Here is an 11,291-nt window from a genome sequence, read left to right as displayed (position 1 = left end):
TGCTGCTTGGATGCGGGCATGCAGGTCCCGATCCGAGCCGCCCGGCTGCTCACCCGCCACATCGTCCGTCCGGTTCTCGGCACCCGCCTGGCCCCCGCGCGGCAGCGGCAGGTGATCGACGCCCTGATGAGGTTCCCGCTCCTGCCCACAGGTACGACGACCGTGCGCACCACCCTCGGCGGCGTCCCGGCCGACCGGATCGAGACCGCGGCGAGCAACCCCGACCACGCGCTGCTCTACCTGCACGGCGGCGCGTACGTCGTCGGCTCCCCGACCACCCACCGCGCCGCGGCCGCCCACCTGGCCGACGCCACCGGTGCGGTCGCGCACGTCCTCGACTACCGGCTCGCGCCCGAGCACCCCTACCCGGCGGCCGTCGACGACGCCCTCGCCGCCTACTGCGCCCTGCTCGAGCGCGGCCTGCCGTCGGAGCGGGTCGTGGTCGCCGGCGACTCGGCCGGCGGCGGGCTCGCGCTGGCCCTCGCGCTGCGGGCGCGCTCGGTCGGCGTACCCCTCCCCGCGGCGCTCGGCCTCATCTCACCGTGGGTCGACGCCCGCCTCGACGGCCTCGCCGAGCACATCGACGACCCGCTGCTCACCCGCGACTGGCTGGAGCTCGGCGCGAGGTCGTACGCCGGCCGCCACCGTGAGCACCCCGAGGTCTCGCCCCTCCTCGCGGATCCCGCGGACCTGGCGGCCCTGCCGCCCCTGTTCGTGCAGGCCGCGAGCGACGAACTGTTCGTGGACGACGTCGAGCGGTTCGTAGCGGCCGCGCGGGCGGCGGGCGCCGAGGTCACCTACCACCGGCTCGAGGGGCACTGGCACGTCACGCACCTGTACGCCGGCATGGTCCGCGAGGCGACCGAGGTCGTCCGCGAGCTGGGCGGCTGGCTGCGGAGCGCGCTTCCCTAACGCCCGGTCCAGCGCGGCTCGCGCCGCTCGAAGAAGGCGCCGATCCCCTCGGCGACGTCCGCGGACGCCAGCAGCCGGGCGTGCGCGGCGTGGCTCGCGTCCCAGCTGGCCGTCTCGTCGCCGTTGATCTCGTCGTGCGCCAGCGCCAGGGCGGCGCGGACGGCGAGCGGGGCGTTGCCGCTGATGGTGGCGGCGAGACCGAGGGCGACGTCGAGCGTCGTACCGGGCTCGACCAGGCGGTTGACGAACCCGAGCCGCTCCGCGCGCTCGGCACCGATCGGCTCGCCGGTCAGCAGCATCTCCCGGGCGACATTGGCCGGCAGCACGCGGGGAGCACGGAAGACGCCGCCGAAGTCGGGCATCAGGCCGCGCTTGACCTCGGGGAAGCCGAAGCTCGCCGTACGCGAGGCCACGACCAGGTCGCAGCACAGCACCAGCTCGAGGCCGCCGCCGAGCGCGTACCCCTCGACCGCGGCCACCAGCGGCTTGGGGCGCGTGCGCGACATGATCCCGGCGATGCCGCCGCGCTCGGTCGGCTCGCCGGGTCCCTCGGCGAGGTCGGCGCCGGCCGAGAACACCGACGGCCCGCCGGTGAGTACGCCGCACCACAGGTCGTCGTCGTCCTCGAGCAGGTTCAGCGCCTCGTCGAGCCCGCGGGTCACCGCGCCGTTGATGGCGTTGCGCTTGGCCGGCCGGTCGAGCCCGATCACCAGGGTGCGCTCGACGCGGATGGTCTGGACGGCGGGGGCGGCATCGGGAGCGCGGTCACTCATGCACGACAATCTAGGGATGACCATGGAGATGTTCATCCACGACGAGATCCCGACCGACGAGGTCGACCGTCGCGAGAAGGCCGTCTCCGGTCTCGCCGACGCGGTGCGCGACCTGGTCGACGCGACCATCCGCAGCACCGTCGCCGACGACGAGCTGGCCGCGGTGCAGGCCGAGGTCGCGGCCCTCGCCGCCCGCCTGCGCCGCCAGCAGCTGCCCGGCTCCGCGGGGGTCCGCTACAACTCCGCGGGGCGCAGCTGGAACTGGGGCAACGCCGTCGTCGGGCGCGGCAACGCGGTCGCACCGCCGGTCGACATCGTCCACGACGGCTTCGGCAACGCCCACGCCGAGATGACCCTGGGGGCGGCGTACGAGGGGCCTCCGGGGATGGTGCACGGCGGCATGTCCGCGCTGATGCTCGACCAGATCATGGGTGAGACGGCGAGCGGGTTCCGGCGGCTCACGATGACCGGCACGCTGACCCTGCGCTACCGGCGCCCGCTGCCGCTCGGCCCGGTCCGGATGGAGGCCCGGATCGCCCACGAGGAGGGCCGCAAGATCACCGTCGAGGCACAGATCGCCGTACCCGGCCAGGACGCCGCGGTCGAGGCCACCGGCCTGTTCCTCATCCCGAGCTGGGCGCCGATCGACGAGACCGAGGAGGGCTGGTCCCGCTCGGCCGAGGGCTGAACAGCTCGCCGATCAGCCGAAAGCACGAGCCGAGGACCGTTCCTTCGGCCGGTCGAGTGCGGGCCACGAGGCTGATCCGCCCGGCGTCGGCGTCACCGATGGTGGAGTCGCAGATGATCCGACCGCGACGAAGGAGCGACCGATGACGAGGCCTACCCCGCACGGAGGACCCCGAGAGCGGGTCGTCGCCGCGACAGCGATCGCGTTGGCAGCGTCGTTGGTGGTCCAGAACGTCGTGCTGGTCTGGGTCGGGGCACCGGGCTACGGGGACCCGATCGAGGACGTCCTCGCCTTCCACGCGGAGCACCGGGGCACGGTCGCGTTCGCGGTCGGCCTGGAGGCGCTGAACCTGCCACTGCTGTTGGGATTCGTGACCGGGCTCCACGGGCTCGTCCAGCGCCGCGGGGGTGCGGGCGCGGACTGGTCGCGCCTCGCCGTGGCCGCCGGCGCGACCCTCACGGCGGTCCTCGCGCTCTACGCCGTCCTGTGGAACGGCGTCGTGCTCTCCGCGGGCGGGCTCGGCGAGCCGAGCCCGCTGTTCGAGCTCGCCTGGCAGCTCCACGCTGCGGCGTTCGCGCTGGCGCTTCCGGCGCTCGGCACCACCCTCCTCGGCGCCGCGCTGGCGGCGCACGCGAGCGGGCTGACGCCGTCGTGGCAGCGCCTGCTCGGCATCGCCGGCGGGGGCCTGCTGCTCGTCGCCGGGTCGGCCAGCCTCGCCATCGCGGACGGCTCGCCCCTCCTGTTCGTGGGGATGCCCGGCTATCTCGCCTGGATCGTGTGGCTGCTCGCGACCGGCCTGCGGCTGGTGCGCACACGCGACACGGCTAGGCCCCGGGCCGGTCGACCTGGTCGACCAGGCGCTGGGGCGCCTGCAGGCAGAACGAGTCGGTGAGCAGCTCGCCGAGCTCGACCCAGTCGGTGTCGTCGTCGACGAGCAGGCCGACGACGTTGCCGCCCCAGTCCGCCTTGAAGTACGGCGCCCCGAGGTGCTGGAAGGCCATCACCTCCTCCGGCTCGGCGCGGAACATGACCCGGAACAGCTGGTCCTCCCCGCCGAACACGTGCGCGACCGTCGCCGTGGTCCCCTCGACGCGCCAGCGCACGCCCACCCAGGCGTCCTCCTCGCGGCACTGCGGCAGCCGCGCGAAGATCGCACGGAGCCGGGCGACGTAGGCACCGGGGACGTCGGGACGGGTCGGGCGAGCCACGACAGGAATCTCCCACACGGCGCCGACACCCGGCACCCCACCACGGACGTCAACGCAAGGTTGACATTCCACCGATGTCAAGAGATTGTTGACACATGCCCGACAAGTCTCTCGTCCGGATCGTGCTCGGCATCGCGCTGACCATGGCCGCCCTCCCCCTCGACGGGCTGCCGCGCGGGTTCTGCCAGGGAGCCGGCGTCGCGCTCATCCTCCTCGGCGTCCTCACGCTCTCCGCGCGCCTGCGCAAGCGGAAGGGCGACGACGGCATGTGGCTGCCCAGCCGCGACGAGGACCAGCGGTGAGCGACCTCGCCGAGGCGATCGGCCACGCGATCCTGAACGGCGCCGACGCGCAGGACCAGCTCGCCCTGGTCCGTCGTACGGCGGACGCGGACCTGGTCACCGCCGACCTCCTCCAGCAGGCGGTCAACGCCGCCCGCGCGGGCGGGCACAGCTGGTCGGCCATCGGCGGCACCCTCGGCCTGACCCGGCAGGCCGCGCAGCAGCGCTTCGGCCGCGAGCCCGCCGCTCCCGGGGCCGACGACCCCGAGGAGCGCTGGCTCGGCCCGGTCACCGCCTTCGACGAGATGCAGGAGCTCGAGCTCGCCGGCCGCCTCGGCTGGCGCACCACCGGTGCCGGCCTGCTGCGGCACCACATGGTCCGCACCGCGACGCAGTGGGAGCACAAGCGGGTCGTGTGGACCGGCGGCCTGGGGCGCTACGAGAAGGACGGCTGGCAGGTCGGCTGCCGCGCCTTCCCCTGGGTCTACCTGGTCCGCGACACCGGCGAGCCGGCCGCCAACGGCTGACCGACCGCCCCGTCCGCTCTGGCGCACTACGAGCGGCGGACGACGACCTTGGTCTTCTTCACCCTGGATCCGGAGAAGTAGGTCGACCCCAGGTAGGTGACCCGCAGACGGTAGATGCCCGCCTTCAAGCGGGGCAGGGTCACCAGCACCTTTCCGCCGATCAGCGCCTTCTGGGTCTTGAACCGGCCGATCCTGATCCGGACGTAGCCGTCGGGGACCCCCGCGGCGGCTCGCACCTCCGCCTTCAGGCTGACCTTCTCGTCGGCACCGAACCTCTTCGGCACCTTGACCTTCGTGGTCGTGGCACCGGGCACGATCCGGTCGACCACGATGGAGTTCGTGAGGAGAGGAACGACCTGTCCGCCCAACGAGGACAACAACAGGATCTGACCCTGCGAGGGGATCAGGCGCGCCGCCACGGATTGACCCCCGTCCGCGGGTCCGGTCGTGTAGGACGACGCGGTCGCTCCCTGGATGTCCGCGCCGCCCCGTGTCCACTGGTAGGTCGCGAGACCGCTCCCGAAGGGCGAGTAGGCAAGAGCCGCCTGCAGGGCCGCGAACCCTTCTGACGGCTGGACTGAGAGCGTGGCCCCGTTGTTCCCGGTGCCGACGACGGTCGGGACCTCGACGTGCAGGGTGTAGGTCGTGGTCGCACTCGCACTGACGGTCGTCGCGGCCTCGTAGGTCACCGGCGGGGTCAGCAGCGAGCACGGCGACATCCCCCGACAGTCGAGACCGGCCCAGGGTGCGACGTGCTGGAACGCGAAGTCACCCGCCGGGACGGACAGTGTGTGAGAGCTCGTGGCGGCGAACCCGCTGCCGCCCGGGCCGTCGTAGTACTGAGCGCCGTCGACGCCGCGGACCATCAGGACCCCGACGGTGGGCCGGCCGTACTGGTCGACGACGTTGACGACGAGTGTGCCCTCGCCGGCAGCCGTAGCGGGCGCGGCGCCGAGCAGGGCAGAGACGACGAGGACGGCGAGGCCGGCGGCCGCCGTCCGCAGGGAGCGGAGTTTCATGGGGACGTCCTGAGGGTTGGAGGGAGCATCGCGGCGGACCGCGACCGATGTCACCCCCAGACCGCTCAGCCTCGCCCGTCACCGCCGGTCGCGCAAGCGAATCCGGACGTCGAGGATGACGACGAGGCGACCCGGCCGCGATCACGCCCTGAGCTCGCCGACGTCCTCCGCATCCCCCTGGAAGTAGCTGTCGAGCAGCCACTGCGCCCGCCGCCCACCCCACCGGGCAAGGCGGTCCGGTCCGCCGGGCAGCCGCTTGAGCACCCGGTAGCGCGCGGTGTTGAGCGCGACGAGGTACGCGTGCGCCCACGGCGGCCGCATCGGCAGGCCGAGCTCGCGCATGCTCTCGGGGCCGAGGAAGACGGTCAGCATCGAGAGCAGGCGCTCTCGTTCGTAGCGGGCACGCGCGCCCTGCAGCACCGCCGGCCACCCGGGATAGCGACGCAGCACCTGCGCCTCGACCACGGCCTGCGCGAGCTGCGGCCCGGCCTCGGTGAGCGGCCCCTGGGCGAGCAGCACGTGGTAGTCGATCCGGTGCCGCTCCCACTCGTCGTCGACGAGGAAGTCGGGGTGCACGCCCATCAGCCAGCCGACGTACTTCCACAGGTGCATCAGCGCCCGGGACTCCGACGACGAGATCGGTACGCCGAGCGCCCGGGACCCGATGATCAGCACCCCGTCGAACAGCCCGAGGGTCGAGGCCTGGTCGGCCTGGTTGATCGGGAGCCCCCACTGCGAGGTGTCCCAGCTGTCCTCGAAGGCGTGGTTGACCAGGGCGTGCATCAGCCGGACGTGGACGGTCAGCCGCCAGCCCTCGCCGGGCGCCTGCCCGTCGCGCGGTGGGAGGAGGGACAGCGGGTCGGTGAGGCTCGCACCCCACTTCTGGGTCTCGGCGAGGCGGCGCAGGGTCTGCTCGCCGGTCAGCCCGCCGGTGGCGACGAGGAGGTCGGTGGGGCCGCCGAACCGGTAGCCACCGACGAGGGAGAGCTGGAGCAGCACGTCCTGGGCGTTCTGCCCGAGCCGCCGGAAGACCCGGGCGCCCTCCTCAACGAGGTCGCGGTCGAGCCACTCCGGGTCGCGCTCGAGCTCGGAGAGGAAGTCGACGAGCGCCGGCGGCGCATCGGGTACGGCGGCCAGGCCGCCCTCGAGCGCCCGGCGGAACTGGTCCATCCGCACCCGTCCGGGAGCGTCCCCTCGCAACCGGATCGCGTCCGCGAGGGCCGCGCCGAGCTCGTCGCGCTCGAACATGGCCCGGCCGATCCGGTCGAGCAGCGCCTCGTCCACCCCGCGCACCCGCCCGACCACCTTGAGCGGGCGGCCCAGGCGCCGGTTGCGCTCGCCGCCGGCGCGGAAGCGGGACGGGAAGGGCTGTGGGAGGGAGTCCTCGGCCGCCGGGGCCACGTCGGTGCTCATGCCTCCATCCTGACGCGAGTGTTTGCTCGCATTCAACTCGCGAATGGAAGGATGACGCCATGGAGCCCGCCCAGCTGGACCGCCTGCTGCTCGCCGTACAGGAGCTGTCGATGGCCCCCGACCTGCCGGGGGTCCAGCAGGTCGTGCGGACCGCCGCCCGTGAGCTCGCCGACTGCGACGGCGCGACCTTCGTGCTGCGCGACGGCGGGCAGTGCTTCTATGCCGACGAGGACGCGATCGCCCCGCTGTGGAAGGGCCACCGGTTCCCGCTGGAGGCCTGCATCAGCGGCTGGGCCATGCTCAACAAGCAGCACGTCGTGATCCCCGACATCTACCTCGACGACCGGATCCCGCACGAGGCCTACCGGCCGACGTTCGTCCGGAGCCTGGTGATGATGCCGGTGCGCTCCCTGGACCCGATCGCCGCGATCGGCGCCTACTGGGCCGAGGACCGCACCGCCACCGACACCGAGATCACGCTGCTCCAGGGCCTGGCCAACGCCACGTCCGTCGCCCTCGACAAGCTCGCGGTCCACGACCAGCTCGCCTCCGCCGTCGCCCTGCGCGAGGCCACCCACCACCTCGCCTCCACCGACGAGCTCACCGGGCTGTGGAACCGGCGCGGCTTCTTCGAGCAGTCCCGGGTCCGCTGGACACCCGGCACCGAGGCCGCCGTGGGCTTCGTCGACCTCGACGGCCTCAAGGTCGTCAACGACTCCGACGGCCACAGCGCTGGCGACGCGCTCATCCGCCGCCTCGCCAACACCCTGTCCACCGCCCTGCGCGAGACCGACGTCGTGGCCCGGCTCGGCGGCGACGAGTTCGCCGTCCTCGCCCCCGGCCTCTCCCCCGACGACCTGCACGCCCGGCTCGCCGCCGCGGTCGGTCGCCGCGCCAGCGTCGGCACAGCCGCGGTCACCGACATCGGGCTGCTGCCGGACGCGCTGCTGGAGGCCGACGCCCAGATGTACGCCGCCAAGCGCCGCCTGCTCACCAGCCGCAGCGCCTGACGCCCTACGCTCGTCCCGTGCGCAAGGCCCCCCAGCAGGCCCGGTCCCGGGAGATGGTCGAGCGGATCGTCGCTGCCGGGCGGACGGTCCTCGTCGAGCGCGGGTACGACGCCTTCAGCACCAACCGGGTCGCGACCGTCGCGGGCGTGAGCCCCGGCTCGCTCTACCAGTACTTCCCGGACAAGGCCGCGATCCTGCAGGTCGTCATCGACCGGTACTGGGAGGAGGTCGCCGACCGCGTCGCCGCCTCGCTGGCCGACCGGATCGGCGAGTTCGGGCCGGCGATGGTCCGCGACACCGCGGACGCGCTGCTGACCGCGCTGGAGGCCGACCGGGAGCTGCTGCGCGTGGTGGCCGAGGAGCTGCCCGTGCAACGCAACAGGGAGCGCCGGGCCGCGCTGGAGCGCCGCGTGCGCGAGCTCGTCACGACGTACCTCGCCGCCCGGCCGGGCACCACCACCCGGCCGAACCCCGCGGTCACCGCCTGGGTCGTGGTGCTCGCGATCGAGAACCTCGCCATGCGCTGGGTGCTGGACCAGCCGGACGCGGTCACCCGCGAGCAGCTGCTCGACGAGGTGCTGGCACTGGTGGGCGGCTACCTGATGGCGTGAGCGCTACCTGTCGCCGTGACCGGTGAGCGCCATGCCCACGCCGAGCCCGATCATCGACGTACCGCCGATCGCACCCAGCGCGCGGCCGCGCCTCTCCGACGCGACGAACCAGTCGCGGGCCCGGCCGGCGGCCACGGCCCAGGCCGAGTCGCAGAGCAGGCCGATCGCGACCGCGAAGCAGCCGAGGAGCAGCATCTGCGCCGGCACCGACGCCCCCTCGCCCGACCTGTCGACGAACGGCGGCAGCAGCGCAGCGAACATCATGAAGGTCTTGGGGTTGCTGACGCCGACCATGACGCCCTGGCGCAGCGCTCGGCCCGGCGACACCGGCGCCCGCTCCTCGTCCGCGCCCATCCGCATCTCGCGGCGATGGCGCAGGGCCTGGACGCCCAGCCAGACCAGGAAGGCCGCGCCGGCCAGCTTGATCCCGGTGAAGACCAGCTGGGACTCGGCCACCACCGCGCCCAGCCCCAGGCACACCAGCACCATGACGACCAGCACCCCGACCGTGTTGCCGAGGACGCTGGCCAGGGCGACCCGCTGGCCGTAGGAAACGGCCCGGCCGACCACGAACACCACGCTCGGACCGGGGATGACGATCAGGATCAGCGCAGCGAGGCCGAAGCCGAGGAGCTGGTCCAGGCCGATCACCGGTTCACTCCCTCGGGGACTCCGGGCCGGCGTCGTCGGAGTCGTCGACGACCGGCTCGTCGCCGTAGACGCCGGCGTCCTTGGCGCGGGCCGCGGTCCGCAGGCTCCGGGTCAGCGCGAAGCCGATCACCACGACGGCGGCGATCAGCAGCAGGAAGATCCAGAACGCCGTCCAGCCGGCCACGATGTTGGTGTCCTGGTCGACCGGCTTGTCCTTGGCGGCCACGGCGGAGACGACGGTGGCGACGACGGCATGCATGGGATCAGTGTCTCAGGCATCCCCAGTGACGCCTGCGAAGAGGTCGTCCTCCGGCGTCGGCGACGCGACGTGGCTCACCACGAGCTCGAAGTCCTCGGTCGGCCAGACGTCCTGCTGCAGCTCGCGCGGGATCGCGAACCAGAAGCCGTCGGGGTCGATCTGCGTGGCGTGGGCGAGCAGCGCCTGGTCGCGCACGCCGAAGTAGTCGGCGCACGGCACCCGGGTGGTGATCCGGGCGTCCCACTCGGGCTCGGGCTTCCACTCCTTGAGGCGCTCCTCCCACGGTGACTCCAGCCCGTGGGCGAGCATCGCGTCGTGCAGCGCCTGCATCCGCGGGCGGTTGAACGAGTGGTGGTAGTAGAGCTTCGACGGCTGCCACGGCTCCCCCGCGTCGGGGAACCGCTCGGGGTCGCCGGCCGCCTCGAAGGCCGCGACGCTCACCTCGTGGCAGCGGATGTGGTCGGGGTGCGGGTAGCCGCCGCGCTCGTCGTACGTCGTCACGACGTGGGGCCGGAACTCACGGATCTGCCGGACCAGCCGCTCGGCCGCCTCCTCGAGCGGCACCAGGCCGAAGCAGCCCTCGGGCAGCGGCGGCTTCGGGTCGCCGTCGGGCCACCCCGAGTCGACGAATCCCAGCCAGGACTGGGAGATCCCGAGGATGTCGCGGGCCCGCTCCATCTCCTGGCGGCGCACCTCGGTGATGTTCTCGAGGATCTCGGGGCGGTCCATCTTCGGGTTGAGGATCGAACCGCGCTCGCCGCCCGTGCAGGTGACGACCCGGACGTCGGCGCCCTGGGCGGCGTACATCGCGGTCGACGCGGCGCCCTTGCTCGACTCGTCGTCGGGGTGGGCGTGGACGTGCATCAACCGCAGCCCGGAGCGGTCGGTGGCAGGCGCGTGCGAGGAGGGCATGCGCACCATCGTAGGGATTCCCCTCATGGGACCATGGATCGGTGAGCACCTCCCCCGACGATCCCGGCACCCTGGCCCAGCGCTACGGCGCTCCGTCCCGCGGTCGTCGCACGGCGGTCGTGGTGGGTGCCGGCGCGGTCGTGGTCGTCTTCCTCGGCTGGCTGCTGTGGGCGATGCTCTTCCACGCCAACCCGGCGGTCTCCTCCGAGGAGATCGGGCACGAGGTGGTCGACGACCACACCGCGACGATCCGGGTCCGGGTGACGTACGGCGACGGCCCGGTCGACGCGACCTGCGTGGCCCGCGCGATCTCCCACGACAAGGCGGTGGTCGGCGAGCAGAGCTTCACGCCCGGCCGCGACGACGAAGCCGTGCAGGAGGTGACCGTGCGCACCGAGCGCCGGGCCACCACGGTCGAGTGGATCGGCTGCAAGACCTCGGGACAGACCCGCTACCGGTAGACTCGATCGTTCATGTACCCGGACGGGTACGCGAACGAGCATGTGCAGGAGCACCCATGACGCAGACCGACCAGAGCGGCCAGAACACGATCTGGCTGACCCAGGACGCCTACGACAAGCTGCAGGCCGAGCTGGAGCACCTCCAAGGGCCCCGCCGCGCCGAGATCGTTGCCGAGATCAGTGCTGCGCGCGACGAGGGTGACCTGAAGGAGAACGGCGGCTACCACGCCGCCCGCGAGGAGCAGGGCAAGAACGAGGCCCGCATCATCCAGCTCAAGGACATGCTCCGTCGCGCCGAGGTCGGCGAGACCCCTCCCGACGACGGCGTCGTCGAGCCGGGCATGGTCGTGACCTACAAGTTCGAGGGCGATGACGACGACGAGGCGGAGTCCTTCCTCCTCGGCGCGCGCGAGATCGACCCCGAGGGCCTGACGGTCTACTCGCCGCAGTCGCCGCTGGGCCAGGCCATCAACGGCCGCAGCAAGGGCGACACGGTGTCCTACGAGGTCAACGGCAAGACCCAGACCGTGGTCATCCTCGACGCACGGCCCTTCACCGGTTGATGG

Annotated in this window: 16 protein-coding genes; 9 read left to right on the top strand and 7 right to left on the bottom strand. The window is 72.8% G+C overall.

Annotation, left to right across the window (positions count from 1 at the left end; translation table 11 throughout):
* Positions 1–18: 18 nt before the first annotated feature.
* Positions 19–912, top strand: coding sequence for an alpha/beta hydrolase (locus FBY23_RS08195; RefSeq protein WP_141797698.1), 894 nt, complete (start codon positions 19–21; stop codon positions 910–912).
* Here the strand turns inward: FBY23_RS08195 and FBY23_RS08190 are convergent.
* Complete coding sequence (locus tag FBY23_RS08190) at positions 909–1,685, bottom strand: enoyl-CoA hydratase-related protein (RefSeq protein WP_141797697.1); 777 nt, start codon at positions 1,683–1,685, stop codon at positions 909–911. The two genes, FBY23_RS08195 and FBY23_RS08190, sit on opposite strands and share 4 nt — an antisense overlap.
* Before the next feature lie 16 nt (positions 1,686–1,701).
* Between FBY23_RS08190 and FBY23_RS08185 the strand changes: the two genes are divergently transcribed.
* Both FBY23_RS08185 and FBY23_RS08180 read left to right on the top strand, forming a co-directional pair.
* Positions 1,702–2,373, top strand: coding sequence for a PaaI family thioesterase (locus tag FBY23_RS08185; protein WP_222117771.1), 672 nt, complete (start codon positions 1,702–1,704; stop codon positions 2,371–2,373).
* A gap of 142 nt (positions 2,374–2,515) precedes the next feature.
* Positions 2,516–3,265 carry a DUF4386 family protein gene (locus tag FBY23_RS08180; RefSeq protein ID WP_141797695.1) on the top strand — a complete coding sequence of 250 codons (750 nt, stop codon included), beginning with the start codon at positions 2,516–2,518 and terminating at the stop codon, positions 3,263–3,265.
* Here the strand turns inward: FBY23_RS08180 and FBY23_RS08175 are convergent.
* Positions 3,198–3,581, bottom strand: coding sequence for an MmcQ/YjbR family DNA-binding protein (locus FBY23_RS08175; RefSeq protein ID WP_141797694.1), 384 nt, complete (start codon positions 3,579–3,581; stop codon positions 3,198–3,200). The genes FBY23_RS08180 and FBY23_RS08175 overlap by 68 nt on opposite strands.
* Before the next feature lie 95 nt (positions 3,582–3,676).
* Here FBY23_RS08175 and FBY23_RS08170 point away from each other — a divergent pair, with 95 nt between their 5' ends.
* On the top strand, positions 3,677–3,883 hold the full coding sequence (locus tag FBY23_RS08170) for a hypothetical protein (RefSeq protein ID WP_141797693.1): 207 nt from the start codon (positions 3,677–3,679) through the stop codon (positions 3,881–3,883).
* The gene (locus FBY23_RS08165) at positions 3,880–4,389 is read left to right on the top strand and encodes a hypothetical protein (RefSeq protein WP_141797692.1); all 510 of its coding nucleotides are present in this window, start codon (positions 3,880–3,882) and stop codon (positions 4,387–4,389) included. The genes FBY23_RS08170 and FBY23_RS08165 overlap by 4 nt, the downstream gene beginning before the upstream one ends.
* A 26-nt stretch (positions 4,390–4,415) precedes the next feature.
* Here the strand turns inward: FBY23_RS08165 and FBY23_RS08160 are convergent, their stop codons facing one another.
* Together FBY23_RS08160 and FBY23_RS08155 are read right to left on the bottom strand one after the other, a co-directional pair.
* Positions 4,416–5,408, bottom strand: a complete 993-nt coding sequence (locus FBY23_RS08160) for a hypothetical protein (RefSeq protein WP_141797691.1) — start codon at positions 5,406–5,408, stop codon at positions 4,416–4,418.
* Positions 5,409–5,549: 141 nt separating this feature from the next.
* Entirely contained in the window at positions 5,550–6,821 is a 1,272-nt protein-coding gene (locus FBY23_RS08155) for an oxygenase MpaB family protein (RefSeq protein WP_141797690.1), read from the bottom strand.
* Positions 6,822–6,880: 59 nt separating this feature from the next.
* Between FBY23_RS08155 and FBY23_RS08150 the strand changes: the two genes are divergently transcribed.
* A complete protein-coding gene (locus FBY23_RS08150) occupies positions 6,881–7,831 on the top strand; it encodes a diguanylate cyclase (RefSeq protein WP_186348223.1) in 951 nt (316 codons plus the stop codon).
* Positions 7,832–7,848: 17 nt separating this feature from the next.
* The gene (locus FBY23_RS08145) at positions 7,849–8,442 is read left to right on the top strand and encodes a TetR/AcrR family transcriptional regulator (protein WP_222117770.1); all 594 of its coding nucleotides are present in this window, start codon (positions 7,849–7,851) and stop codon (positions 8,440–8,442) included.
* Between the two features lie 3 nt (positions 8,443–8,445).
* Here the strand turns inward: FBY23_RS08145 and FBY23_RS08140 are convergent, their stop codons facing one another.
* From FBY23_RS08140 to mca, 3 genes are read right to left on the bottom strand one after another with little or no spacing between them, the layout of a single operon-like run.
* Complete coding sequence (locus tag FBY23_RS08140) at positions 8,446–9,093, bottom strand: LysE family translocator (protein ID WP_141797689.1); 648 nt, start codon at positions 9,091–9,093, stop codon at positions 8,446–8,448.
* Between the two features lie 4 nt (positions 9,094–9,097).
* Entirely contained in the window at positions 9,098–9,352 is a 255-nt protein-coding gene (locus tag FBY23_RS08135; protein WP_141797688.1) for a hypothetical protein, read from the bottom strand.
* Between the two features lie 12 nt (positions 9,353–9,364).
* On the bottom strand, positions 9,365–10,273 hold the full coding sequence (mca, locus tag FBY23_RS08130; RefSeq protein ID WP_222117769.1) for a mycothiol conjugate amidase Mca: 909 nt from the start codon (positions 10,271–10,273) through the stop codon (positions 9,365–9,367).
* A gap of 32 nt (positions 10,274–10,305) precedes the next feature.
* Here mca and FBY23_RS08125 point away from each other — a divergent pair, with 32 nt between their 5' ends.
* Complete coding sequence (locus FBY23_RS08125; protein ID WP_141797686.1) at positions 10,306–10,725, top strand: DUF4307 domain-containing protein; 420 nt, start codon at positions 10,306–10,308, stop codon at positions 10,723–10,725.
* Positions 10,726–10,781: 56 nt separating this feature from the next.
* Positions 10,782–11,288: a transcription elongation factor GreA gene (gene greA / locus FBY23_RS08120; protein ID WP_141797685.1), complete on the top strand. Its 507-nt coding sequence runs from the start codon at positions 10,782–10,784 to the stop codon at positions 11,286–11,288.
* The last annotated feature ends 3 nt before the right edge of the window (positions 11,289–11,291 follow it).

The sequence above is a fragment of the Nocardioides sp. SLBN-35 genome (assembly GCF_006715725.1).
GTDB lineage: Bacteria > Actinomycetota > Actinomycetes > Propionibacteriales > Nocardioidaceae > Nocardioides.
This window is presented reverse-complemented; position numbering and strand designations above follow the sequence as displayed.